The 25,541-nt window shown below is 61.6% G+C and carries 22 protein-coding genes; 12 read left to right on the top strand and 10 right to left on the bottom strand.

Annotation, left to right across the window (positions count from 1 at the left end; translation table 11 throughout):
• Positions 1–3,614 (top strand): PAS domain S-box protein (locus B0B52_RS03125; protein WP_077592161.1); only part of this gene is annotated, 3,614 nt, incomplete at its 5' end.
• Here B0B52_RS03125 and B0B52_RS03120 read toward each other — a convergent pair.
• Entirely contained in the window at positions 3,611–4,162 is a 552-nt protein-coding gene (locus B0B52_RS03120) for a hypothetical protein (protein ID WP_077592139.1), read from the bottom strand. The two genes, B0B52_RS03125 and B0B52_RS03120, sit on opposite strands and share 4 nt — an antisense overlap.
• A 314-nt stretch (positions 4,163–4,476) precedes the next feature.
• Here B0B52_RS03120 and B0B52_RS03115 point away from each other — a divergent pair, with 314 nt between their 5' ends.
• Positions 4,477–4,821: an ATP-binding protein gene (locus B0B52_RS03115; RefSeq protein WP_077592138.1), complete on the top strand. Its 345-nt coding sequence runs from the start codon at positions 4,477–4,479 to the stop codon at positions 4,819–4,821.
• Positions 4,822–4,876: 55 nt separating this feature from the next.
• Here B0B52_RS03115 and B0B52_RS03110 read toward each other — a convergent pair whose 3' ends face one another.
• Positions 4,877–5,731 (bottom strand): metallophosphoesterase, encoded by an 855-nt coding sequence (locus B0B52_RS03110; RefSeq protein WP_077592160.1) that lies wholly within the window; start codon positions 5,729–5,731, stop codon positions 4,877–4,879.
• Between the two features lie 164 nt (positions 5,732–5,895).
• Between B0B52_RS03110 and B0B52_RS22410 the strand changes: the two genes are divergently transcribed.
• Positions 5,896–6,072 carry a hypothetical protein gene (locus B0B52_RS22410; RefSeq protein WP_168173465.1) on the top strand — a complete coding sequence of 59 codons (177 nt, stop codon included), beginning with the start codon at positions 5,896–5,898 and terminating at the stop codon, positions 6,070–6,072.
• Between the two features lie 60 nt (positions 6,073–6,132).
• On the opposite strand, the gene B0B52_RS03105 is transcribed toward B0B52_RS22410, so the two are convergent.
• A complete protein-coding gene (locus B0B52_RS03105; RefSeq protein ID WP_077592137.1) occupies positions 6,133–7,089 on the bottom strand; it encodes a LysR family transcriptional regulator in 957 nt (318 codons plus the stop codon).
• 146 nt (positions 7,090–7,235) lie between these two features.
• On the opposite strand from B0B52_RS03105, the gene B0B52_RS03100 reads away from it, so the two are divergent.
• Positions 7,236–7,763 (top strand): hypothetical protein, encoded by a 528-nt coding sequence (locus tag B0B52_RS03100; protein ID WP_077592136.1) that lies wholly within the window; start codon positions 7,236–7,238, stop codon positions 7,761–7,763.
• A gap of 147 nt (positions 7,764–7,910) precedes the next feature.
• On the opposite strand, the gene B0B52_RS03095 is transcribed toward B0B52_RS03100, so the two are convergent.
• Complete coding sequence (locus B0B52_RS03095; RefSeq protein ID WP_077592135.1) at positions 7,911–9,779, bottom strand: phosphoenolpyruvate carboxykinase (GTP); 1,869 nt, start codon at positions 9,777–9,779, stop codon at positions 7,911–7,913.
• A gap of 494 nt (positions 9,780–10,273) precedes the next feature.
• Here B0B52_RS03095 and B0B52_RS03090 point away from each other — a divergent pair, with 494 nt between their 5' ends.
• Both B0B52_RS03090 and B0B52_RS03085 read left to right on the top strand, forming a co-directional pair.
• A complete protein-coding gene (locus B0B52_RS03090; protein WP_077592134.1) occupies positions 10,274–11,017 on the top strand; it encodes a glycosyltransferase family 25 protein in 744 nt (247 codons plus the stop codon).
• A 33-nt stretch (positions 11,018–11,050) separates the two neighbouring features.
• Positions 11,051–12,283 (top strand): O-antigen ligase, encoded by a 1,233-nt coding sequence (locus tag B0B52_RS03085; RefSeq protein WP_077592133.1) that lies wholly within the window; start codon positions 11,051–11,053, stop codon positions 12,281–12,283.
• Between the two features lie 73 nt (positions 12,284–12,356).
• Here the strand turns inward: B0B52_RS03085 and B0B52_RS22405 are convergent, their stop codons facing one another.
• Complete coding sequence (locus tag B0B52_RS22405; RefSeq protein WP_168173464.1) at positions 12,357–12,524, bottom strand: hypothetical protein; 168 nt, start codon at positions 12,522–12,524, stop codon at positions 12,357–12,359.
• Positions 12,525–12,655: 131 nt separating this feature from the next.
• Here B0B52_RS22405 and B0B52_RS03080 point away from each other — a divergent pair, with 131 nt between their 5' ends.
• Both B0B52_RS03080 and B0B52_RS03075 read left to right on the top strand, forming a co-directional pair.
• Complete coding sequence (locus B0B52_RS03080; RefSeq protein WP_077592132.1) at positions 12,656–13,123, top strand: glycine zipper family protein; 468 nt, start codon at positions 12,656–12,658, stop codon at positions 13,121–13,123.
• Between the two features lie 2 nt (positions 13,124–13,125).
• Positions 13,126–13,713, top strand: a complete 588-nt coding sequence (locus tag B0B52_RS03075; protein WP_371327359.1) for an MOSC domain-containing protein — start codon at positions 13,126–13,128, stop codon at positions 13,711–13,713.
• Positions 13,714–13,716: 3 nt separating this feature from the next.
• Here the strand turns inward: B0B52_RS03075 and B0B52_RS03070 are convergent, their stop codons facing one another.
• Positions 13,717–14,121 (bottom strand): PaaI family thioesterase, encoded by a 405-nt coding sequence (locus B0B52_RS03070; protein WP_077592131.1) that lies wholly within the window; start codon positions 14,119–14,121, stop codon positions 13,717–13,719.
• Entirely contained in the window at positions 14,118–15,320 is a 1,203-nt protein-coding gene (locus B0B52_RS03065; protein ID WP_077592130.1) for a threonine ammonia-lyase, read from the bottom strand. Before B0B52_RS03065 ends, B0B52_RS03070 begins: the two co-directional genes overlap by 4 nt.
• Positions 15,321–15,491: 171 nt before the next feature.
• Between B0B52_RS03065 and B0B52_RS03060 the strand changes: the two genes are divergently transcribed.
• The gene (locus B0B52_RS03060) at positions 15,492–17,855 is read left to right on the top strand and encodes an ATP-binding protein (protein ID WP_077592129.1); all 2,364 of its coding nucleotides are present in this window, start codon (positions 15,492–15,494) and stop codon (positions 17,853–17,855) included.
• 71 nt (positions 17,856–17,926) lie between these two features.
• On the opposite strand, the gene B0B52_RS03055 is transcribed toward B0B52_RS03060, so the two are convergent.
• Positions 17,927–19,681 (bottom strand): diguanylate cyclase, encoded by a 1,755-nt coding sequence (locus B0B52_RS03055; protein WP_077592128.1) that lies wholly within the window; start codon positions 19,679–19,681, stop codon positions 17,927–17,929.
• Positions 19,682–19,990: 309 nt separating this feature from the next.
• Here B0B52_RS03055 and B0B52_RS03050 point away from each other — a divergent pair, with 309 nt between their 5' ends.
• Positions 19,991–20,506, top strand: a complete 516-nt coding sequence (locus tag B0B52_RS03050; RefSeq protein WP_077592127.1) for a serine O-acetyltransferase — start codon at positions 19,991–19,993, stop codon at positions 20,504–20,506.
• A complete protein-coding gene (locus B0B52_RS03045; protein WP_077592126.1) occupies positions 20,493–21,530 on the top strand; it encodes a glycosyltransferase family A protein in 1,038 nt (345 codons plus the stop codon). The genes B0B52_RS03050 and B0B52_RS03045 overlap by 14 nt, the downstream gene beginning before the upstream one ends.
• Positions 21,531–21,577: 47 nt before the next feature.
• On the opposite strand, the gene recQ is transcribed toward B0B52_RS03045, so the two are convergent.
• Both recQ and B0B52_RS03035 read right to left on the bottom strand, forming a co-directional pair.
• The gene (recQ, locus tag B0B52_RS03040) at positions 21,578–23,467 is read right to left on the bottom strand and encodes a DNA helicase RecQ (protein ID WP_254425614.1); all 1,890 of its coding nucleotides are present in this window, start codon (positions 23,465–23,467) and stop codon (positions 21,578–21,580) included.
• Positions 23,468–23,552: 85 nt separating this feature from the next.
• Complete coding sequence (locus tag B0B52_RS03035) at positions 23,553–23,945, bottom strand: rhodanese-like domain-containing protein (protein WP_077592124.1); 393 nt, start codon at positions 23,943–23,945, stop codon at positions 23,553–23,555.
• Positions 23,946–24,045: 100 nt separating this feature from the next.
• Between B0B52_RS03035 and B0B52_RS03030 the strand changes: the two genes are divergently transcribed.
• Complete coding sequence (locus B0B52_RS03030; protein WP_077592123.1) at positions 24,046–25,092, top strand: homocysteine S-methyltransferase family protein; 1,047 nt, start codon at positions 24,046–24,048, stop codon at positions 25,090–25,092.
• Positions 25,093–25,541 lie beyond the last annotated feature (449 nt).

The following is a 25,541-nucleotide window of genomic DNA, read 5'->3' as shown; positions in this document are numbered from 1 at the left end:
GAAGCAGCGGGAAAGCCGGGGTGGGCTTTGCCGCGCCGGTCTACGATGCTGCCAGCCTCCCCATAGCGGTGGTTTTTGCTGCTCTGGACCTGCAGGCTTTCGTTCCAGGCCTGGAACGGGTTGCCGTCACCGAAGGCACCAGTGTGCTGCTGACCGATCGCAAGGGCACTCTTCTGGCGGCGTATCCCCAGGACGCGGGGGTTGTGGGTGAGCCAACCCCCGACGCCGCTGTCCGGGCCTTGCTGCAGGCCCCGCGCATGGGTATTGAGGAAGCCGTTGACGCGGGCGGGCAGCAACGCGTGTATGCCTTTGCGCCGGTTGGGGGCGCCGCGCAAGACGCGCTGTTTGTCATCGTCAGCCGGCCGCGCGCGTTGATCTCGGCCGGCCCGGCGAGGGTGTTGGCGCTTGAGCTGGCCGTGTTGATGGCCGTGGCATTGTTCGGCATGGCGTGTGCATGGGTCATGGGCAGGCGGTTGATCGTCAACCCTGCCAAAGCCATGCTGCGTGAAGCCGATGAGCTGGCGAGCGGCAATCTCTCGGCGCGGGTGGAGATAGGTCCTCTTTACCAGGGTGAGCTCGGGCATCTCGCCCGAACCTTCAATCGCATGGCCGAGTCCCTGCAATTGCGCCGCGACGAGCTGGATGACTCGCTGGCGCGCATCGGCAAGGAGCACGGCCTGCTGGACCTGATCATCAACAGCATGAGCGAAGGGGTGCTGGCCATTGATGTTCAGGGCCGCTTCCTGCTGTTCAATGCTGCCGCCAAAAAGATTTTCCCCGTGGACCGCAATGGAATGACGTTGGCGGAGTGGCGCCGGGACCATGAGGTGGTGTTGCTTGACGGCAAGACCGTGTGCGCGCCGCAGAACAGGCCCTTGAGTCGCGCCATTCGCGGCGAGAGCGTTGACAACTGGGATGTGCTTTTGCGGCGGCCTGGCACCCGGGACCGGGTGCTGCGCAACAATCTCCGTCCCTTGCTTGACGAGGCGGGTCATCTGGTGGGCGGAATGGTGGTATTCAGCGACATCACCGAGCGCAAGTTCATGGAAGACTTCGTGCAGGCCCAGGAGCAGGTGCTTGAGCTGATTGCCTACGGCGTACCTCTGGCGCAAGCGCTCGAAGCCATCGTGCGCTTGATCGAGAGTCGCTCGGAGGGTGTTTGTTCGATTCTCCTGTGCGAAGGCAATCACCTGCGCCATGGCGCGGCGCCCGGTCTTCCCGACGACTACAACCGGCAGATCGACGGACTCGAGATTGCCGAAGGCGTAGGCGCTTGCGGGACCGCCGCTTTCCGCAGGCAGCAGGTGGTTGTGTCTGACGTGACCAGTGATCCGCTGATGCACAACTATCTTGACCTGCTGCACGAATTTGGCTTGCGCGCCTGCTGGTCCACGCCGGTCGTTTCGACTTCGGGTGAGGTACTGGCCACCTTTGCCATTTACCACAGAAAGGTTTACCAGCCGCAGGCGCAGGATCACGCTCTCATGGAAACTGCAGCCCGTCTGGCCCGCATTGCCATTGAGCGCGCGCACGCCGAACAGGCACTGCTGGGTAGCGAGGCACGTTTTCGGGAGCTTGCCGAAAACGTGGAGGATGTTTTCTACAACCGCGACTTTGCAAGCGGGCGTTTTTTTTACCTCAGCCCGGCCTATGAGAAGCTGTGGCAGCGCAGTGTCGGCAGCCTTTATGCCGAGCCCGAGTCCTATCGCGAAGCCATCCATCCTGATGACCAGGCGGCCGAAGCGCAAACCAAGTATCAGCAGGCCCAGGGAGGAGTCACCGATCTGGAATACAGGATCATCCGGCCCGGCGGCGAGGTCCGCTGGGTGCGTGATCACTCCTATCCGGTTATCAATGCGGTCGGGGTGGTGGAACGCATTGTCGGTACGGTACGCGATATCACCGAGCGCAAGCGTGCTGACCGTGAACTTGCGCGGACCAACCGCGCCTTGCAAATGCTCAGCCGCTGCAACGAGGCATTGACCCGTGTCGATGACGAAGCCGAGTTGCTTTTGCAGGTTTGCCGCTTGGCCGTGGATGTGGGTGGCTACCGCATGGCCTGGGTCGGTTATGCACTGGAAGACGAAGCATTCACCCTTTTACCGATGGCGCATGCCGGCCACGAAGCCGGGTACCTGTCTACCATCAAGTTGACCTGGGATGACGGACAGCCCACCGGCCGCGGGCCGGCCGGGCAGACCATACGCAGCGGGCAGGCCTGCGTCAGCGAAGACATCACCCACGGGGCCAATCAGTTTTACTGGAGCGAGTTAGCCACACAGCGGGGTTACCGCAGTGCCGTGTTCCTTCCCCTGCGTGATGCCGCCCGCACCTTCGGCGTGTTGGGGCTTTACTCGGGCTCGCTGGAAAAACTCGCGAGTGACGAAATCAAGCTGCTGCAGGACATGGCCGACAACCTGGCATTTGGCATTGGCAGCCTGCGCAGCCAGGCGTCGGCGCGTCAGGCGGCCGTCCAGGTGCGAGAGCAGGCCTCGCTGCTGGACCGTGCGCAGGATGCCATCATGGTGCGCAACCTGGACCGGACCCTGCGTTTCTGGAACAAGGGGGCCGAACGCCTTTATGGATGGACAGCCGGCGAGGTTCTCGGCAAAACCATGGCCACGCGCATGTACCGCAATCCGCAGGTACTCATTGACGCCATGAACCAGACGCTGGACAAAGACGGGGACTGGAACGGCGAGCTGGAGCAGGTGGCGCGGGATGGCTCTGCAATCAGCGTCGAGGCCCGCTGGACCGTGGTGCGCGATGAAAAAGGGCGGGTGAATGGCGTGCTGGGCATCAATACCGATATTCGTGAGCGAAAACGCGCACGCGAGCAAATCATGCAACTCAATGCCAGTCTGGAGGAAAGGGTTCAACAGCGCACGGAGCAACTGGAGTTTGCCAACAAGCAGCTGGAAGCTTTCTCCTATTCAGTGTCGCATGACCTGCGCACGCCGCTGAGCGCCATCGACGGGTTCAGCAACCTGCTGGCCAGGGAACTGGAGATTGCCGCGCCGGGCGAACGGGGCAAACATTACCTGACCCGTATTCGCGCCGGTGTGATGCAAATGGGTGAACTCATCGACGCGCTGTTGTCGCTGGCCCAGGTTTCCCGCGCCAGCTTACAGTGGGACACGGTTGACTTGAGCGCCATGGCACAGCGGATCCTGGATGGTTACCGCGAGGCTGAACCTGACCGCGTGGTGCTGCTTGATATTGAACCGGATCTGGTGGCGCATGGCGATGCCCGCCTGCTCCAGCAGGTGCTGGACAATTTGCTGGGCAATGCCTGGAAGTTCAGCAGCCAGAAGCCCCAGGGCCTGATCTCGTTTCGTCGTGATGTCGGCCCGGAGGGTGAGGTGGTGTACGCGGTGCAGGACAACGGCGCAGGCTTTGACATGGCCTATTCCGAGAAGCTGTTTGGCGCTTTTGAGCGCCTGCATACCGTCTCTGAATTTGCCGGCACCGGCATAGGCCTGGCAACGGTGCACAGGATCGTCACCCGGCATGGCGGAAGGGTGTGGGCCCTGTCCGCGCCGGGGCATGGCGCCACGTTTTACTTCACGCTCGGATCAGCACCTTCTTCCGAGGGCGCCGAAGAAAAGGCCTAGAAGCTTTGCTGCAGCAAGGTTTCGCGCAGCTTGCTTGCCTTGTCCGCGTCAAACGCGCCTTCGGCCCGGGCCAGCACCTCGCCGTCGCGGTTGATGACCACCGCATAGACCTGATCGGGCCCGTTCAAACCTGCGGCGCGAATAAAACGTTCGCGGTCCGTGAACACCGGAACCAGCCGCGCGCGTTCTGAGGCGGCAGGGTATTTGTGCAGGAGTTTGGTTTCGATGGCGCTGCGCGCGGCGGTGTTCCCTGGGTCGTTCAGCACCGGCATGCGGACCCAGGCAATGGAAGAGTCGCCCTGAAGGTTCAGGCCCGTGACCCAACCGTCGATGTGGCCACGCTGGGTGCTGCGAAAAGCGATCAGGGCCAAGGTGCGTTCAGCAGGGAATCCGCCTGGAACATGCAGGGTTTCCTGGGCCAGGGTTTGTGCTGTGAGTGTGGGGAATTGACCCATCACGCTTTTTTCATTTGGCGCAACCATGGCCAGCGCCAGCGCCGTGAACGCTGCAAGCAACCAGGCCAGGGTGCTGGCCCAAGGGGTTTTCATGGCACGCTCCCAAGAAGAAATAGAAGCCGATAAAGCAAGATACATGCGTCCACAAAGCAGTGCAGGAGTATTTGGGAACAAATTGTTATGACTGTAGGGTTTGAATGTGATTTTGTAGTTGCAAATTCATACAGCGCTGGCTAAAACGGCGGGAGGGTTTCCAAGACGTCAAACGCACCCGCCGCCAGGGCGGGAGCCAAAATCTCGTTCAAGGCACAGCTGCTTTGAGGGGCTTCGCGCTACATCGCGTAACCTTTTTTCTGCCCACTTGCCTGGCTGATGGTGTTCGCATCCGCCGGGGAAAAATCCATTTGATGAAACCGCTCTTCCTGTCCGTGAACATGCCCCAGCCTGCCTGGTGCAGCCTCGGCTCATGGGGCTTGCTGCGCGGCCTGACCATGGGCCGGCAAATTGCGTCCGCAGATGCCGAAGTGGTCCATGTGGTCCGGGACAACGGCGAAGGCTTCGACATGGCGCATGCCGACAAGTTGTTTCGCAGCTTCCAGCGCCTGCATGCCCCGCAGGATTTTTCCGGCGCAGGTGCGGGGTTGGCCAACATCCAGCGCATCATTGCGCGCCATGGCGGACAGATCTGGGCGGAGTCGGCCCGCAATCAGGGGGCCAGCTTTTTCTTCATGCTCGGCATCCCTTCGCCTTGATGTTGCGAAGCGTTTGCTATAAATTCAATAGCTATTCATGCCCATGAAATAAGGGCTAACCCCGAATTTCTATTAGTAAATCAGGCTTGAAGCGATCCTGCTCGCTCTTGCGTGCATAACCCAGCGGGTTGGCCACCACGCGGCAGCCGTTTTTCACGTAGTCGCTGGGGCAGTGCAGGTGCCCGTGCAACCACAGTTGCGCCTGGCCCAGCAAATCATCCAGTGAATTGCAGAAGCCGGCGGTGCCGGGTGCCAGGCCATAACGCGGATCGCCACTCAGCAGGCTGGGGGCAAAGTGGGTGACGACCACCGTCGGACCATCAAATGGGGCGGCCAGTGCCTGCCGCAGCCACGCCTGGCTCTGCAGGCCCAGCTCGCGCACAGCGTCGGCCAGCATGGGCTGGCCGTTCTGAAAAGTGTGGTGTTTGCTGAGGTAAAAATTGGCTGCCCGAAAGGCTTTTTCACGGGCCTTGAGCAGCTCGCCGGTGGTCAGGTTGCCACTTGACGCCTCGGCAGCGCTCAGCGCGTCGAAGTCGGTCCACAGCGTGCTGCCGACAAAACGAATGCCTTGCAGCTCCACCACCTCACGCTCCAGCCAGACCAGGCCCAGCCGCTCGCAGGTCTCTCGCAGGCGCGCGTGCGCCGTGTCAAATTCCAGGCCGTCGTATTCATGATTGCCGGGCAGGAAAAACACCGGTGTTGGCCAACCGGCACCGCCTTGTGTCACCGGTAGCGGCGAAAAGCGTGCGAGCCCGAAGGCCTCGTCTTGCAGCAGCTCGGTCAGCAAGGAGCCTGGCTGGTAGGAGCCAATGTCACCTGCCAGGATCAGCAGGTCGGCGCCGGGCGTGGGGCGGGGCAGGAAGTGCGGATTGGACTCAAGATGCAGGTCGGACAGGAGCTGGATGTTCACGTATTGATTGTGCAGGAACCCGTGCCGGGTACCCCTGGACTGCATGAAAGCAGCAAACCATGCATATCTCGCATGGCTTTGCGGTCTTTTGGGGTTGCAAACCTAGGGAAAACCCTTAATCTAACCGTATCGCAACTCTTCGTCTGTTGTCAGGCGACTCTTTTATGTGCACGCTGCTCTCCCAGATTTTCCGCTTCCTGCCTTTCACCTCCGCCTTGGCGCCCGTTCATGGCGTGGCGCACAACCTGATGGAACGTGCCGAAGCCGGTGCTGGGCGCAATCCGCTCCGCGCCCAGGAACTGCGCCGCGCCGCGCGCGCCTACCTCAGCGTTGTTCGCTGAAGACCCACGGTGTGGTGATCCGGCTTAGCGCCATAACCCGCCATTGAAAACGTCCGCGGCTCAGACCGAAAATGCCTGGTTAGATGCGCGAACGACCGCCTGACGCAACCAGGCATGTGCGCTTTGCTGCTGTGAGCGGCGGTGCCACACGGCATCCACGTGCACAAGGGAAACGTCGAACGGCAAAGGCCGCAGCACCAGCTGTTCGGCAATGCCGGTGACCCGCACAAAGTGCCGCGGCAGTACGGTCAGCAGGTTGGAGTTCGCCACTACCCGCCCGGCGGTGAAAAACTGGTTCACCGTAAGCACCACCTTGCGTTCGCGGCCCAACGATGCCAGCGATTCGTCGATAAAGCCGTAAGGGCGCCCGGAAAAACTCACCAGCATGTGGCGTGCCGCGCAAAACCGGTTCAGCGTGAAGGGGCCGTTGGCCAGCGGATGCCCGGCCCGCATGACACACACATATTCCCCGTCATACAGACGCAGGTGATTGAAGGGCAAGGGCTCGCCGCTTTGTGCGCGGGCCGTCAGGTCAGCCAGCACCGAGGGGAAGTAGCCCAGGGCGAGGTCGCAGCTTTCCTCGTCAAGCAGGCGCCGCGGATCGCGCGTCGTCAGCGGCACAACCCGAAGGGTCACGCCCGGCGCTTCCTGCTCCAGGATGTCGACCAGTCCCGGTATCAGCTCGGCGGCGGTGGCGTCGGCCATGGCCAGCACAAAGGTGGTGTTGGCCGTGGCGGGCACGAACTCGTTCGGGACAAGCGACTCATGCAGCTGCTGCAAAGCCTCTCGCACTGCCGGCCAGATGGCAATCGCCCGCGGGGTGGGCGCCATGCCCTGGCCACTGCGTTGGACCAGCTCGTCGCCCAGGGTCTCGCGCAGGCGGCGCAGAGCGTTGCTGACGGCCGGCTGGGTGAGGGACAGGTTGCGCGCTGCCCGCGTGAGACTGCGCTCGGCCATGACTTCGTCAAAAACGCGAAGCAGGTTCAGGTCAAGAGTGCGGAAATTGGGCGAATTCAGAGGGCGATCTCCTTGCAGAAGCTTAAGTTATCACGATCATGAATAACTAACATCATAAAGATAAAGTTGAACAACATGAGTATTAACCCTAATATTCCTCTGTGCCCAATCCAATACCGGTGGTGGCACTCATTAGGGGAACCATCATGACCAGCTTCGTCAACGTCAATCATCCAGCCGAACATCCCGGTGTGACTCGTTTTGAGTCGGCCTTGGGTGCGGCACGTCAACTGCGCCTCGGTTTCGATGGCGCCAAGGGTCTGGCAGTCATGCTGCTTGTTGCACTTGTCGCCGCCTTGGTGGTGGTGGCCGACCAATTGGTCGAAAACTGGGCCGATGGCCACCTGCTGGCCGCATGGGTTGCCGCGTGGGTAGTCGGTTTTGCGGCGCTGGCCTTGTTCGCCGGATCCATCCGCTTGCTGGCGGCACGTGCAGTTGCTGCACTGGATGCATGGTCCAGCGCCATTGCCCAGGCGCGTGCGGACGTTCGTTTGTGGGAAGCAGCCAAGGCCGACCCCCGGGTTATGGCGGACCTGCAGATCGCCATCGCACGCCATGAAGCCATGGCCGAGGCGGCGCCGGCTGCCGTTGAATCGACCCCCGCCGGCCTGACACAGCGCGCCAAGCGCCTGGGTGGTGATGAACTGCGCGCTTACCATCGCTACTACGTATAAGCTCCCGTGCGCTGCGCCGCTCTTTACAGCGGCCCGCAAAAAAGCCACCTGGTCAGGTGGCTTTTTTTTGCCCTGGAGAAGTCAACACCCTCCAGAGCAGGGGCACGCCGCAGGTTGTGCGAAATGCCTTTGCGCGTGGTGTGCCGGTCAGGCAGCCAGGCGGCGCTCGATGGCGGCTTTGGTCTCCCCCAGCTCTTTCGGCAGGTGATGTTCGAGTTGCTTGAACAGTTCGGCGTGCAGTTCCAGCTCCTTCAGCCAGGCGGCCTTGTCGATGCTGGTGACGGTCTTGAACTGCTCGGCGCTGAAGTCAAGGCCGGTCCAGTTCATGTCTTCGTAACGCGGGCTGACCCCGGTGATGTGCTCGGTACCCTGGCCTTTGCCTTCGACGCGGTCGATCATCCACTTGAGCACACGCATGTTTTCGCCGTAACCGGGCCAGACAAACTTGCCGTCCTCGCCCTTGCGGAACCAGTTGGTGGTGTAGATTCTTGGCAGCTTGGCGCCGGCGGCTTCGAGCTTCTTGCCGAGACTCAGCCAATGCTGGAAGTAGTCGCTCATGTTGTAGCCGGTGAAGGGCAGCATCGCGAACGGGTCGCGCCGCACAACGCCGACCTGGCCGACGATGGCAGCCGTGGTTTCGGAGCCCATGGTTGCTGCCATATAAACGCCTTCCACCCAGTTGCGCGCCTCTGCCACCAGTGGTACGGTGGTCGAGCGGCGTCCACCGAAAATGAAGGCGTCGATGGCCACGCCCTTGGGGTCATCCCAGGCGGTGTCGAGAGCCGGGTTGTTGGTGGCCGCAACGGTAAAACGTGAGTTCGGATGCGCGGCCTTGGCGCCGGTCTCCTTGGCGATCTGCGGCGTCCAGTCCTTTCCCTGCCAGTCGATCAGGTGGGACGGCAGCGTTTTGCCGGGCACGTCCTGCTCCATGCCTTCCCACCATACGTCGCCGTCGTCGGTCAGCGCAACATTGGTGAAAATGGTGTCACGGTCCAGACTGCGCATGCAGTTCGGGTTGGTCAGCATGTTGGTGCCGGGGGCCACGCCAAAGTAACCCGCCTCGGGATTGATGGCGTAAAGCCTGCCGTCGGCCGCGGGCTTGATCCAGGCGATATCGTCACCGATGGTGGTGACCTTCCAGCCGTCAAATCCGGCGGGCGGCACCAGCATCGAGAAATTGGTCTTGCCGCAGGCCGAAGGGAAGGCCGCTGCCACGTGGTATTTCTTGCCCTGGGGCGTGGTCACGCCGAGGATTAGCATGTGTTCGGCCAGCCAGCCTTCGTCGCGGCCCATGTTGGAGGCGATGCGCAGTGCAAAACACTTCTTGCCCAGCAACGCATTGCCGCCGTAGCCCGAACCGTAGGACCAGATCTCGCGCGTTTCGGGATAGTGCACGATGTATTTGGTCTTGTTGCAGGGCCATTTCACGTCCTTCTGGCCTTCGGCCAGCGGCGCGCCCACAGTATGCACACAGGGCACGAAGTCGCCATTGACGCCGAGCACGTCGAACACAGCCTTGCCCATGCGCGTCATGATCTTCATGTTGACCGCCACATAGGGGCTGTCGGACAGCTCGATGCCGATATGCGCAATCGGTGAGCCGAGCGGGCCCATGCTGAAGGGCACCACATACATGGTGCGGCCCTTCATGCAACCGTCAAACAGGGGTTGCAGCGTGGAACGCATCTCGGCCGGTGCCATCCAGTTATTTGTTGGGCCGGCATTTTCCTTTTTGGCTGAACAGATGAAGGTGCGGTCTTCCACGCGGGCCACATCGGTTGGGTCGGAGCAGGCCAGGAAGCTGTTTGGGCGCTTGGCTTCGTTGAGCTTCTTGAAGGTGCCGGCTTCAACCAGTTGCTGGCAAAGACGCTGGTATTCGGCGTCGCTGCCATCACACCAATACACGGTGTCGGGTTTGCACAGCGCCGCCATATCGGCAACCCATGCAATCAGCTTGGCGTTTTTTACATAGCCGGGCGTGGCGAGGTTAAGCCCTTGCATCGCGGGATGGTTCATCAAAATACTCCAAAGTTAAAAAGCGCTATTTCGAAAAACGTCGGCGAGAGACGGAGGTCTGTGACATCGAGACGTTTGTCGAAACAGGGCTTGAAGGTTTTTTCTGCCAGGCCTTGCATGGCCCGAAAGGAAGTCATACCCGCCATTGAACCGATCCCGGTCGTCGCGCGGGACCGCAGCCGGATGTGCTGCGGCGGAGGATCCAAAAAGCGGTTTGTAGGTGCTTTTCAGGTGGGTCCACGGGTCGGCCAGAAGGTCATTTTAAGAACATCGATGCGGGTTACCTTGTGGTTACGGGCAAAGTTCATGCAAAATTCGCATGACTTTATGCATAAAGATGGTAGAGGTTCCAGCAGCCTTGCTCTGCATGCAGGCAATAGCGGGGGTCGGCCTCGCCGTGGGGGTGTGGAGAACCGGCGCCGGGCCGGACGGCTCAACTAGAATCCAACGCTGTTGCCGGGTGGCAACCGAATGTTCCCTACGGAAGCGTGCTTATGCCCCTTGACCCGTCCCCGACCGTACAGCGTGCATTGCCTGCCGGCCTGGATGCCATCTTTGTGATCCACGCCACGAGCTTCGTACAAAGGCGGCAGTTCATTGAAACGCAGATGAAAACGTTGGGTCTGCCTTTCGAATTTGTCCTTGATTTTGATATTCCCGACATTCCCGAGGACCTCAGGCGGCAGGTTTTCAGGGATGACAGCCTGTCACCGGCGCAGCAGTCATGCGCCCTGAAACACTGGCAGGCGCACAGGCTTATGGTGAAGCGGCAGATTCCCAGAGCACTGGTTCTCGAAGATGATGTCATTCTTTCGGCCGCGTTTTGGCCCGCACTTGAAGGGCTGATGAAGGAAGAGCTTGCTCTGGGTGATCCCCATGTCACCTTCCTGGGCTGCGGTGGCCACTATTACATTCCGCATGACCAGATACGCCCTGGCCAATGGCTCTATCCCCGTAACCAGGGCAAGTTTGCTGACTCGTACATCCTTTCCCTGGAAACGGCCAAAAGACGGCTGGACTGGATCGAAAGCAATGGCATCACCCGGCCGATAGACCATACCTTCGAGCACATCGACCGGGTATTGGGCACGCCCATGTTCTGGCTGGAGCCGCCGGTGGTGGAGCAGGGCAGCCACAACGGGATGTTCTCGTCGACGCTGGATCAGTCGCACCCCCTGTGGTTTCAGGCACTCCAATTTCGTTGGAAGAAATTCTGGCGCCGGCGCCGGCATGAGTAAGCCTGGCGCCGGATCTTCAAAAGACAAATACCGATGAACGCTGCTTCCCCTTCGCTCCACGACTCGTCTCCCCGGTTGATAACGTGGGCACAGAACGCGGCGATATTTGCGTGCTGCGCGAATTTCTTCTCGACGGCGCTGGCGAGTCTTGGATTCGCAGCTTTTCTGGCACTTTTCCTGTGTGCCTGCGCGTCAAAGGAACGGCGCCATCTCGCCACGGAAAACTTTCCGGTAGCCGTTGCAATTGCGATAGGCCTCTATGTTGGATGGCAGATCATTGGCTTGGCCTATACCGACGCGCCAATGGGGTATGCGCTGAAGAGTATTTATGCCGAGCGAAAGATTCTTTACATTCTTCCACTGGTACTGATTTTTTCTGACGAGGCGCCCAAAAGGCGGTTTCTGATCGCTTTCCTGCTTACAAGCATTGTTGGCCTGGTGATGTCATTTCTGGTCATCGATCCATTCCTTCACTGGCGCTTCACCCTGAATCCCGACATCGTGTTCAGATCAAACGTCACGCAGAGCATGATTTTTGCGCTCGGTGGATTTTTGTCGCTGTGGTTTGCAACCCAGTACCAGGAGTGGGCACGCAAGATGGTTTTCTACATCGTGGCCCTTGCGTTTTTTCTGAACATTGCAACCCTGACAGCCGGCCGCAGTGGTTATGTTGTGTGCCTTGTGCTGGTGGTCTGGAGCTTTGCGATGTGGCGGGGATTCAAGGGCGTTCTCGCCGGACTTTTAGCCGCGCTGCTTATTGGTGCGCTTGCTTTTTTTGCATCGACTTCTGTGCATGACCGGGTGATGAAGGGTGTCAACGAAATCAACACCTATTCAACCAGTGCTGAAGAATCGTCCCTGGGAATACGGATGGTTTTGTACAAAACCACATGGACCATCATCCAGGAAACCCCCCTTTTTGGCACAGGTACCGGAGGATTCAAAAAGCGTTTCAGCGCCATTGCGGCAGAAAAGTACTCGGGGTGGCAAGCCAGCCCTGCCGAAGACCCTCACAACCAGTACTTATTCGTCACCGTTGAAAACGGGCTGGTAGGGCTGGCCACTTTTCTCTTGCTGCTGTTCACGCTGGTTAAATATTGCCTGAAAGACGGCAGCCCTTACGGAAAAATGGCAGCCGGTTGCGTGCTGGCCTGGAGTGCGACCAGTCTGTTCAGTGGTCATTTCAGGACTTTCCCTGAAGGGCACCTGATTGCGGCCATCGTCGGGATGTTGATGGTCAGCCGCTTACCACCAAAAGGCGTTTAGGACCGGGGCTCCTTGCGCTGGCCAGTGCAAACCCACTCAAGCGCCGGGGGTGGCCTCACTGGCCCTTGCCGGTTCAAGCCATATAGATGGCGATAAAGGCCAGCAGGAACATCAATACGCCGCCCGCGGCAGGCAGCACCAGCGGCATCAGCGGCACAATTGCTTCTACAACGTCCTGCTCGTGGGCGGGCGTAGGGCTGCTATGGGCGGCGTTGGTGGAGCGGTCGGCGGGGCTTGACATGGTGGTTCCTGAAAACTTGGTGAAGGACTGTCGCGATTTTACCTTCTTGGCATGGACCAGACAAACCGGGTCGCAAATGGTGCCGAGTTTCGCTTGTAGCCAGCCAATTTCCTTTCAACCTGGAGGCAGGCATGTTCGGTTTTCTGTTCAAAACTTGCGGACTCTGCGGCGTAGCGCTAGTCCTGATTGTTCTGCCGGGCTGTGCCAGCAACGGCTCGGCCAGCCCGTCTGCACGGCCCGTGCTGTATCCGAACGCCACGCTCAACCGTGTGGGCGAGGCGCAGGGCCGCGTTGAGGTTGATGCCTGCATGGCGCGTGCCGCCTCGGCCGGCCTGAACCCGGCTGAGAATACCAACGCTGTGGCACGCGGGGCCGGTGTGGGCGCGGCCACCGGTGGCGTGGCCGCGGCTGTAGGGGCGTTGATTACCGGCCGTGGCGGCGAGGGGGTGATCCGCGCCGGAGCAGGAGGCGCCGCCGTGGGCGGTTCGGCGGGAGCGGTTCAGGGCGCGTTCCGCGGCGACCGACCCAGCAGCGTCTATCGCGGGTTTGTGCAGCGTTGCCTGAGTGACAAGGGTTTTGACGTGATTGGCTGGAATTGAGCTTGCCCCTGCCTCGCCAATTGCTTTCCGTGCAGGTTGCCGGTGCCCGGCGTGTGGTCATCGATGGCCGCAGCGTCCTGACAGCCATGCCTAAACGGCCTGTCAACGGCCCTGTGCAAGTGTTGCCCCTGGGTCTGGCCGGGGACGAGCAGGCCGATCTTTCGATTCATGGAGGACTGGAAAAGGCGGTGTATGCCTATCCAGCTGAACACTACCCCTTTTGGCGGAAAGCGCGTTGCGAGCAGGGACTTGACCCGATCGACGACTGCTTGCCGTTTGGCAGCCTGGGGGAGAACCTCACGGTGCAGGGTTTGCTGGAAAGTGAGCTGTGGGCCGGCGATGTGCTGAAATTTCCGCACTGTGAGTTGCTGGTACGGATTCCGCGCGAGCCCTGCTACAAGTTCAATGCGGCCATGGGTTTTGCCCGCGCCTCCAAACGCATGGCCCAAAGCGGATTCTGCGGGTTTTACCTGTCAGTGCTGACCTCTGGAACCCTGCGCGCCGGCGAAAGCTTCGAATTGCTGCCTGGCCGGCGCAGCGTCAGCATCGCACAGCTGTTCGCCGCCAAAATGAGCAAGCACCTTCGTTAGCGATCAAAGCAGCGCGTAAGTTGTCGTGAAACGGCTGACGCTTTTTCCGTCGTCCGCGCCCCGAAGGTCGATCTCTCCGAAAGCCAGCGACTTGCCGGCACGTATCACGCGGGCTTCGATCAAGGCGTCCTGCTTTGACAGCGGCTTGAGAAAACTGCTGTTCATCTGCACGGTGGTGCAGGGTCTGAATTCGCCGAAGTGGTTGATCAGCGCCAGCACCATGGCAGTGTCAGCGGCGGCCATCATGGCCTGGCCGCAGACCATGCCGCCTGCCCGTGAAAGTTGATCATCTTGTGGAAGACGCAAAGTGACGCCGTGCTGGTCGAAGGCGTCGACTTTCAGTCCGAGTGCCTGGACCCAAGGCGCAAAATATTCCGGCAGGGCTGCCTGCAGGGTTTCGATGTTCATTGTTGCTCCATAGCCTCAAAGCCGGCTGTCTTCAGCACCGCCAATACCTGCGCTATATGTTCACGGCCGCGCGTCTGGATGACCAGTTCGATGTCCACGTTCTGTGCAGCAAGCATCGTAAAGGCCCGCTGGTGATGCACCTCGTCAATATTGGCGCCGGCATCAGCTACCGTGGCGGTAATTTTTGCCAGAGAGCCAGGCACGTCGCGTGCGCTTACGCGAATACGCGCCAGGCGCCCGGCCCGGACCATGCCGCGCTCGATGATCGCCGCCAGCAGTAGCGGATCAATATTCCCGCCACACAGCACCAGCCCGACTTTCTTGCCCTTGAAACGTTCGGGGTATTTCAGCAGGGCGGCCAACCCTGCCGCGCCTGCACCTTCGACCAGTGTTTTTTCGATTTCCAGCAGCATCACCATGGCCTGCTCGATGTCGCCTTCCTCGACCAGCACCAGATCGTCCACCAGGCGTGCAATGATGGCCTGCGGGATCACGCCGGGCGTGCCGACCGCAATGCCCTCGGCGATCGTGCTGCTGCCCTGCGGATAGTGCGTTCCCTTGATGGCATTGACCATGGCCGGAAAGCGTGAGGTCTGTACGCCAATGATTTCGATGCCCGGCTTGATGGCCTTGGCCGCAGTGGCCATGCCGGCGATCAGGCCGCCTCCGCCTATGGCGACGATCAGCGTGTCCAGGTCAGGAACAGCCCGCAGCATCTCCAGGCCGACCGTGCCCTGACCGGCCACGATGGCTTCATCGTCATACGGGTGAATGAAGATCAGACCTTCGCGTTCAGCCAGGCTCAACGCATGGCTGCGGGACTCGTCCAGCGTGTCGCCGTGCAGAACCACTTCGGCACCAAAACCCCGCGTGCGTTCAATCTTGACGCCAGGCGTGAACCGCGGCATCACGATCACGGCACGCAAACCGAGGCGCTGCGCATGGTAGGCCACGCCCTGGGCATGGTTGCCGGCGCTCATTGCGACCACGCCGCGCCGGCCTTCTTCACCGGAAAGCTGGACGAGCTTGTTGCAGGCGCCGCGCTCCTTGAAGGAGGCGGTGTACTGCAGGTTTTCAAACTTCAGGAAAACATCCGCCCCTGTAATCTGCGAAAGGGTCTTGGAGGCCACGCAGGGCGTATCGAGCAGCTGGCCTTGCAGGCGAAGCGCTGCAGCCTCGATATCGGTTAAAGCTAGCATACGGGTCCTTTTGACGAAGTGCCGATTGTGGCGCGATTTTGTGGCGCAATTCACACGGAGGTATTCAATTAGCGTCTTCCATCGGGCATGAAGCTGCGTTATGGTAAGGCGTACGTCAATCAAAGTGCATGTGTAACTGCTGTGGCCTGTTCCCGGGCCGGAGGTGTTTCAATGAGCAAGCGTTCGGGTGGTGCTGACAGGCATGGTCCGCTGCTGCTTTCTCCCGGCCTGAAAGAGGCGCCGGTCCTTGATCTGATGTGCTCGCATTTTGTACTGAGCCTGGCGGCCAGGCAGGGTGCCAAGTTCAACGTGCGGCGCGACCTCAACAGCTTGTTGTCGCTTTCAGGTCGCCACCTGGTCTGGCCCCTGCCGGCACTTCAGCGCTTGCGCGAGTTTCTCGGTCGCCGCTGTCGGGACAATGAATTCTGGCAAGACCATGAAGCCCTGAGTGACACCGGGTTCATGGCCCGCCATGGTGCATGGCGCGGTCCCTATGAAGAAGGCACCCTCTTCTTCTACCTTGACGAATACGCCAAGGACCAGCCAAAGGATCTTCTTTCTGTGCTGGCGGCTACCGGTGACTGGCTGGCCCACGCCTTGAAGAAGCAATCCACCCTGGTGGAGAAAAACATCGATGCCCTGGCCAACCTGCTGCAGCTCAATCAGGCCGAGCGCGCCCTGTTGCTGTATGGAACGCTTGCTCGCTATCAGAGAGACCTGAGATCCATGCTGGTGGAGTTCAAGGTCAACAATGCCCCCGAAGCCTATGCCGCGATTGCCGATGTTGCGGGCGTCAAGGCCAACGAGGTTGCGGAGGCCCTGCGTGCCGGCTCTCGTCTGGAGCGCATCGGCATGGTCGAAAACCTGATCTCCGAACACAACATCACCGATCTGGCGGACTTGATGAAAGTCAGTGAAAAACTGCCGCCCGTGCTGATGCGCGAATACCGCGATCAAAATGAATTGATGGCGGTGTTCACCCGTCCGGTGGTCCACAGCAGCCTGAGCCTGGCGGATTTCGCCTTTGCACACGATGATGTGCAGGTGCTGGTGTCACTGCTGCGCAATGCGGTGGAAGGCAAGGAGCTGGGTGTCAATGTGCTGCTCTATGGCCCACCGGGTACCGGTAAAACCGAGCTGGCCAAAGTGGTGGCGCAGGCCGCTTGCCTGGATTTGTTCGAGGTCGAATATGCTGACCGCGACGGCAACTCGTTAAGCGGGCGTGACCGCTACCGCTCCTTGCAAATTGCCCAGGTGTTTCTTAAGGGCAGCGCCCATGCCGCCTTGCTGTTTGACGAGGTCGAGGATGTCTTTCCGGCGCTCTCCAGCGAAGCTGCGCAGTTGCTCGCGCGTTCGGACCAGATGGCGGCTCCGGCCACAGGTTCGGTGAACGGCAAGGCCTGGGTCAACCAGATTCTGGAGTCGAACACCGTGCCGACACTGTGGGTGACCAACCGCATTGAACAGATCGACCCGGCCTTCCGGCGCCGATTTGCCTACCACCTGGAGCTCAAATCGCCGCCGCCCGGCGCGCGTGAGACGCTGGTGCGCAAAACCCTGGAAGGGGTGCCCGTCAGCGACACTTTTGTCGCCGGCCTCACTGCGCGCAAGGGCCTGACACCGGCGCAAATCCGGACGGCGGTGCGTTTTGCCAAACTGGCAAGCACGCCAGGCGCCAGCACCGATGCCGCGGGCATGGAGGCCGTGCTGTCTGGCGGCCACGCGGCGCTGATGGAGTCGCTGATTGAGCGGCAGCTCAAAAATGCGGACCAGGCACTGGGCAACAAAACCGATACCTCCGGCGGACGGCGCAATGTCACGACCTACGACCTGTCCATGCTGCATGTCGAATCCCGGTTCGAAATCCCGCGGATCGTGGAGGCCCTCAAGGCCAGGGGCCACGGCACCTTGTGCTTTTACGGCGCACCGGGCACCGGCAAGACGGCGCTCGCCGAGCACCTGGCCAAGGCGCTGGACCGGCCGTTGATCATCAAGCAGGCCAGTGACCTGATGAGTAAATACGTGGGCGAAACCGAACAGAACATGGCATCCATGTTTGCCGAGGCAGAGGCGGAAAAAGCCGTACTCCTGCTCGACGAAGCCGACAGCTTCCTGCAGGATCGGCGTGGCGCGCAGCGAACCTATGAGGTCACGGAAGTCAACGAGATGCTGCAGGGCATGGAGCGTTTCAGTGGAATTTTTGTTTGCACCACCAACTTGCTGGAGAGCCTGGATCAGGCGGCGTTGCGGCGCTTTACCTTCAAGATCAAGTTCATGCCGCTTACCGCCGTCCAGCGCGAGCAGATGTTTGTGACCGAAGCGCTGATCGGCAATGCTGCAGCGTTGACCCCCGCCCTGCGTGAGCGGCTGGCTCGCCTGAGCCAGCTGTGCCCCGGCGACTTTGCCGCCGTGAAGCGCCAGACAGATATTCTTGCGGCCGAGTTCACGCCGGACGAGTTTTTAAGCCAGCTTGAAGCTGAGCACCGAATCAAACCCGACGTGCGCGACGTGCGGGGCATGGGCTTTATCCAGTAAACAAGTTTGCTATCAAATAGCTAGCCATACACCGTTGATCGACAAGGGCTGCGGGTTGGTTTTGCTTTGAACTAAAGCAAAACCATGCGAATCGCCTTGCGCGAACCGTCGTTCATGTCCTTGATCACCTTCATCAGGCTGTCCAGGCTGGTCTGTGCATGATTGGGCGACAGTTTGGCAGGCTCAGCCATGTAGCCGATGGCAATGTGAAAGAGCAGCGGGTCGGCGTCAGGCAACTCCCTTGAAGGACGCAGACCACTGGCCAGGATCTTGGTGGCGACCTGGTTGACACCATCGCTGGTCATCGGACCTTCCATCAGCAGTGCAAAGTGGCTGTCGCCGACCCGGGCCACCGTATCCGTGGGTTGTGTTGCAGCACGAATACGCGCGGCCGCCAGCACCATGGCACGGTCGCCTGTCTCGCGGCCGTGTTGCTGCTGAAGCGTGGCGAGGTTGCTCAGGTCGATAACCATCAGGGCGCAGGGTTGCTGGTAACGCTCGGCAGTACTCTGCGCCTGGCGCAGCTTTCCGAGCAGCAGCTTGGTTGAGCCCAGTCCGGTCAGTGGGTCCGTCGTGCGCAGAGTCGTTGCACGTGTGGTCGATTCGCGCCGCTGCGTCACGCGGCGCAGCAGGCCGTAAAACAGGATGGGCGCCTCAATCGCCGAGCCCAGTATTAACGCGTTCTGGGTCAGGAAACTGGAGGGCAGCACGCCGAAGTTGCGCAGCAGGGGAAACAGGGTGGCCAAAATAATGGGCAAAAAGCCGAGTGCAATCCAGCGCGCATGGCTGTCGCCCTCAACCAGCGACACCCCGACCACCATCAGCAAAACCACCATGCCGGCGCTGATCAGGATGTTGATGAGCGCAAAACTTTCGGTGGTTGGAAAGGCGGCGTCGACAAGCGCGATGATCGGCAGCAGCCCCATCAGTGCCACGATGAACCAGTCCAGCGCCCGCGAAAAGCGCTTGGGTGTGGTGACAGTCCGCACAAACCATAGGGCCGCCGCCGCGGCCGCCAGCGGTAGCACGACGATGGAAATATTGTTCAGTGCCGGCCGCTCCGGCCATCCGTAGAGGCCGGCCACGCCGGTGAAGGCGGCCTGCGAGCCCGCAAAGGCGGCCATGTAAAGGGCATAGGTGGCAAAGCCCCAATCTTTATAGGCCGTGGCGTTGATCAGGGCCAGCAGGGTCACCAGCGCGGCCAGTCCGAAATAGGCGCCCAGCAGCAGGTGATCCAGCTGGCGCGCCGTGGTCACCTGATCGTCGCTCACCACGCGAGGTAGCGCCGAGAAGGGGATGCGGGCATGCTCCACACGAAGGTAATAACGAGCCGTCTGCCCGAGTTCGTGGCTGAGCGAGAGGATCGGATAACGGCCGGGCTGTGGCCAGGCACTGATGGGCAGGCTGTCCCCGGCCTGCTGCACCACCCACCGGCCCAGGCTGTCCCGGTAATACATCGTGATCTTGTCGACGCCGGACATGGGTAGTTCCAGTTTCCAGTGAATCCGGGGATTCTGGACCACGGCATCAAAACGCAGCCAGAGCGCGGCGTCGTCGATCAGGTGCGCCTGGCCGGGTTTGACTGCCGCAAAAGGCAGGCTGTCTGCGTCGGCCTCGACTTTCTCCACCGAGGTCTGGCCGGTGGCATCCACCCAGAACTCCAGCGCGGGGGTCATCGTGATCGGACCGCTGTTGTTGCTCAGGGTCAGCAGCTCTGTGGCCCAGGCCGGGCTGGCAAGCAAGGCAGCTTGCAGGCAAAGCAGGGCCAGCGCCGCTCGCGCAAAAGCGGTTACCCCCCCGACAGTAAGCTTCTTGATGATTGCCACGCGGCTATTGTGCCGTAGCCCTTCGGGGCGCCTAGCCTTCCGGGGGGCCGTTAAGGGGAGTGGGCTGGACCAGCGGTGTGCTGTGGCGCTTGAGCGGTACAGCCCGGTTATTGGTACAGATTTTGCGACTATTCCTTCAGGGTCTGAGATGAGGTGCCCTTTTGGTGCCTTCCGATCTCGGCCGTGATCCGATGCGCCTGCCGCGGATTTGCCCCGGAAGCTCCGATAGCTCAAGCAACTGGAGCCCGCACCGCGCGAGTGCTTGTCACCCGTCAGTACCGGTAGCGTGTGAATGAAAGCTCAACAACCATGGCTTTTCTCGAGGACATGCGTGCGGCGCAAGAGGGCGCTTTGTCCCTGGGCTTCTGGGCCCTGCAGGTGTACCGGCTGGGGCATCTGCGTTACCGCTTCCAGTCCAGGCTGGTGCGCTACCCGCTGGCAGCGTTGCACCTGGTGCTCGCCAAGCTGGCTGAAATGTTCTGCGGCGTCACGATCGGCGTCTCGGCCCGGATCGGGAGACGCCTCGTGATAGAACATTCGGGTGCGATTGTGGTGCATGGCAGGGCGGTGATCGGGGACGACTGCATCATCCGCCAGGGTGTGACCATCGGTAACCGGCGCATGGACCGGCCGCTGGAAGCGCCGCACGTCGGCAACCGCGTGAACATCGGTGCCGGCGCCAAGATCCTGGGCGCCGTGCACATCGGCGACGATGCCGACATTGGCGCCAATGCCGTGGTCATCACCGACGTGCCGGCAGGCGCCCTCGCCGTGGGCGTGCCGGCCCGCATCATCCTGCGCGGAGGAACCGATGCCGCCCCCTGACACTCCTGGCACTTCAGCCGTCCCGTGCCGGGTGAGCATTGTCATCAAGGCCCTGAACGAGGAAAAGCGCATCGTGGCGGCGGTAGAAAGTGCGCTGGCCGCGGTCCGGAGGGTTGGCGGCGAGGTGGTGCTGGCGGACTCCTGCTCCAGCGACCGCACGGTGGCCCTGGCCTCTGCCTATCCCATCCGCATCGTGCAGTTGGCGCGTGCCGATGAACGCTGCTGCGGTGTCGGCCCCCAGCTGGGTTACCAGCATTCGGCGGGCGAGTTTGTGTACATCCTGGACGGCGACATGGAAATGCTGCCCGGTTTTTTGCCGGAGGCGCTGGCTTTCATGCAGGCGCATCCTGAGGTGGCCGGGGTGGGCGGGCAGGTGGTTGAAATGAACACCAGCAGCCTGGAGTATGTGGCGCGTGTCGAACGGGGCTTGGGCCACATGCAGGCCGGCCAGGTGGACCGGCTGGACATGGGCGGCCTGTACCGCCGGGCGGCGGTGGAGCAGGCCGGGTATTTTTCGGACCGCAACCTGCACAGCTATGAAGAGTTTGACCTGGCCATGCGCCTGCATGCCCGGGGCTGGAAGCTGTGGCGCCTGGCCCTGGATTCCGTGCGCCACCACGGCCACGACGCGCCCCCCTACCAGCTGTTGATGCGCCGCTGGCGCAGCCGCTACATCTGCGGCCTGGGCGAAGTGCTGCGTGCGGCTTGGGGGGAGTCGCACCTGGGCCTGGTGCTGACCAAAGTGCGCGAGCTGCGCCTGTATGTCGCAGTGCTGGGGTGGTGGCTTGTGTTGGTCGCCGTTCTAGGGGTACCCATGCCCTGGACGCTGCGGATGCTTGCATTTGCGGGTATCGCGGCGGCACCGGTGGTGCTGATGGCGTGGCGAAAGCGAAGTGCCAGGAAAGCCGTGTTTTCCGTGGTGTCGTGGTGCTTTAACGCCGCGGGCCTGGTGCGCGGGCTGTTAACGCCGCAGCGCCCCGCGCGCGCCGCCATAGACAGCATCGAGATCCGTAATACGCTTTAAGGCAGGCGTCCCAATTCTTGCCATGGAATCTTGCCGCAGAATGGGTTCTAGGCCGTCCCGGCGCAGACGCGCAGCACCTCGGCCCCATAGGCTTCGAGCTTTTTGACGCCGATGCCGCTGATGCCTTCCAGGCCGACAAGGTCTTGCGGCGCGCGTTCGGCAATCGCCCGCAGGGTCGCGTCGTGAAAGATCACAAAGGCCGGCAGGTTGTGTTCGCGTGCCACCTCGGCACGCCAGGCTTTCAGGCGCGTCAGGCGCTCCAGTGCACCGGCATTGAGCGAAGCTTCGGCCAGCCCCTTGGCGGAGGTTTTTGTGCTCTTTTTCCGGCGGTCGGTTGAAGCGCTTGCGGCTTGCTCGCGCAGCATCACGCTGGCCTCGCCCTTGAGCACCTGGCGCGCGTCCGGCAGCAACTGCAGCGTGTTGAAAGCGTCGGGGTCGACCCGCACCATGCCTTTGGCGATCAGCTGGCGCAGCACGCCGCGCCACTGCACCTCCGCCAGGTCGGCGCCTATGCCGAAGGTGCTGAGCTTGTCGTGGCTGTGCTGCAGCACTTTTTCGGTGGCCTTGCCGCGCAGGATGTCCATCAGGTGGCCGGCGCCGAAGCTGATGCCGCTGGCCTGTTGCACGCGGTAGATGCAGCTGAGCATCTTGCGTGCCGCTTCGGTCGCGTCCCACACCACCGGCGGCTGCAGGCAGTTGTCGCAGTTACCGCAGGGCTGGCTGTCTTCGCCGAAATAATGCAGCAGGCTGACGCGCCGGCAGCGCGTGTCCTCAGCCAGGGTCAGCAGCGCATCCAGCTTGCCGCGCATCACCTGCTTGAATTCTTCGCTGGACGCATCGCTGGTGTCTATCATGCGGCGCTGGTTCACCACATCCTGCAAGCCGTAGGTCATCCACGCATTGGCCGGCAGGCCGTCGCGGCCTGCGCGGCCGGTCTCCTGGTAATAACCTTCAATGTTTTTCGGCATGTCCAGGTGCGCCACAAAACGCACGTCGGGCTTGTCGATGCCCATGCCGAAGGCGATGGTCGCCACCATCACCATGCCTTCCTCGCGCAGGAAGCGGTCCTGGCGCTGCTGGCGCAGCGCGCTGTCCAGGCCGGCGTGGTAGGCCATGGCCTTGAGGCCGGCGTCTTCCAGCATGCCCGCGACCTCCTCCACCCGCTTGCGCGACTGGCAATAAACAATGCCGGCCTCGCCCGCGTGTTCGGCCTCGATGAAACGCAGCAGCTGGTGCGTCGCGTTGGTTTTTTCGACGATGGTGTAGCGGATGTTGGGCCGGTCAAAACTGCTGACGAACTCGCGCGCGTCCTCCAGCTTGAGCCGCTCAATCATGTCCTGGCGTGTCAGCGCGTCGGCCGTCGCCGTCAGCGCAATGCGCGGCACGTCGGGAAAGGTCTCGTGCAGCAGGCTCAGCGAGCGGTATTCGGGCCGAAAGTCGTGGCCCCACTGGCTCACGCAATGCGCCTCGTCAATCGCGAACAGGCTCAGCAGGCCACGCTCGTGCAGCGAGCCCAGCAAGCCCTTCATGCGCGGCGTGTTGATGCGCTCGGGCGCGGCGTACAGCAGGGTCAGCTCGTTGCGCAGCAGCTGCTTTTCCAGCAGGCTGCTTTCTTCCTGCGTCTGGGTCGAATTGAGGAAGGCGGCGGACACACCGGCCTCGTGCAGCGCGCCGACCTGGTCGTGCATCAGCGCGATCAGCGGCGAGATCACCACCGTCACGCCGTGTCCGGCGTTCTGCCGTGCAATCGCCGGGATTTGGTAACACAGCGACTTGCCGCCGCCGGTGGGCATGAGCACCAGCGCGTCACCGCCCTGCACCACATGGTCGACGATGGCCTGCTGCGGACCGCGGAAGTCGGAGTACCCAAAAACCTGGCCCAGGATGTCCAGCGGAGAGGGGTGAGTCGTTGGGTGCGGCAAGGTGGGAGTGTTCAAGGCGGGGAATAAAATGCTATGAAAAAAGTAGCTACTTGCGCCCGTGGAATAAGGACAAAAGCCCGATTTCACTCAAAGAAATCGGCTACATCTGCTCCCAGGGCAAACCGTCAAAGCGCCAGCCGCTCAGGGTGGAGCGCTGGAACTGCTCATCCAGCTCTCCCTCAAAGCCGTGCACGACGTTGATCACCTCGCTGAAGCCCGCTGCTTCCAGCGCCTGGCCCGCGGCCAGCGTGCGCTGGCCCGAGCGGCAGATCAGCAGGACCGGCTGCGCCTTGCTGCTGGCTTCGCTTTCCACCGCTGCCGCAAATTTTTGCGCATCAGGCGTCAGGTCGGGGTACTCGTACCAGGGCACGTTGACCACGCCGGGCGGGCGGCCCACGTACAGCGACTCGATTTCCATGCGCACGTCGACAAACAGCGCGTCGGGGTGCTGCTGCAGGTAGTCCCAGGCTTCTTTGGGTTGGAGGTGTTTCATGGTCGGGTCCAGACTGAAGCGCTATTGTCAGGCATGTCAGCGGCCCCGGTCCATAACCGCAGGGTTTGTGGGTGCAGGGGCTGCGCCTTAAAATCGGGGCATGAAGCAAGCCATCTACACCCGCGGAGCCGCGCTCCCTGCCATCCTGGAAAAACGCATTGCCATCCTCGACGGCGCGATGGGCACCATGATCCAGCGCTTCAAGCTCAATGAAGCGCAGTACCGCGGCGAGCGCTTCAAGGACTTCCACAAGGACGTCAAGGGCAACAACGAGTTGCTGAGCCTGACACGCCCGGATGTCATCCAGGACATCCACGAAGGTTACCTGGCCGCCGGCGCCGACATGATCGAGACCAACACCTTCGGCGCCACCACCGTGGCCCAGGCCGACTACGACATGGCCGACCTCGCGGTCGAGATGAACTACGAGTCTGCCCGCATCGCGCGCGCCGCCTGCGACAAGTTCTCCACGCCGGAGAAACCCCGGTTTGTCGTCGGCGCCCTCGGCCCCACCCCCAAAACCGCCAGCATCAGCCCCGACGTCAACGACCCGGGCGCGCGCAACACCAGCTTCGAGGAGCTGCGCAAGGCCTATTACGAACAGACCGAAGCGCTGGTCAAGGGCGGCGCCGACGTGTTGCTGGTCGAAACGATTTTCGACACACTCAACGCCAAGGCCGCGCTGTTTGCGATCGACGAATACTTCGACAACAGCGGCGAGCGCCTGCCGCTCATCATCAGCGGCACGGTCACCGACGCCTCGGGCCGCATCCTGAGCGGCCAGACCGTCACCGCCTTCTGGCACAGCGTGCGCCATGCGCAGCCGCTGGCCATCGGCCTCAATTGCGCCCTGGGTGCGGCGCTGATGCGCCCCTACATCCAGGAGCTGGCGCGTGTGGCCGGCGACACCTACATCAGCTGCTACCCGAACGCCGGTCTGCCCAACCCGATGAGCGACACCGGTTTCGATGAAACACCTGACGTGACTTCTCGCCTCTTGCGCGAGTTTGCCGACGAGGGGCTGGTCAATATCGTGGGGGGCTGCTGCGGGACGACGCCTGAGCACATTGGGGCGATTCATCAGGCGGTTGAGCCGCTGGCGCCTCGGAGCATTCAGCGTGGGTTCTTTTATAAGGAAGCGGCTTAGTTCGCTTTGGCCCAACCGTTGGTGGTGTGACAACAAGCCGGGGGTTGCCCGGCAGCAAGTAACTTTCTTTTGCTTCGCCAAAAGAAAGTCACCAAAGAAAAGGCGACCCCGCTGCCTGCGTCCCCTTCGCTGCGCTACGGGGCGACCTGCGGTGCTCGGTCCAGCCGGGGCCGGGCTCGAACTCGCTACGCTCAGACAATCGCCCGTCCTGATCCGTCTGGACCTCCGCTCCTCGGCGCAGTCAGAAGGGGTGGGGAGCGGAAACGCAATCGGGATCGAGCTCCGGCGAGGACGCGCTTTGCGCGTCCTCGCCTCCCCGAATTGGTATTGGTTTTCGGTCTTCCTTCCCCCACCCGTCGGGCTGGGCCGAGGAGCACAGCCGAAAATGGACCAGGGCGAGCGATTGTCTGAGCGAAGCGAGTTCGAGCTCGACCCCATTTTCGGCGAGC

The organism is Polaromonas sp. A23 (assembly GCF_002001015.1).
GTDB lineage: Bacteria > Pseudomonadota > Gammaproteobacteria > Burkholderiales > Burkholderiaceae_C > Polaromonas.
Note: the sequence above shows the minus strand (reverse complement) of the source record. Positions and strands in the feature narration are given on the sequence as shown.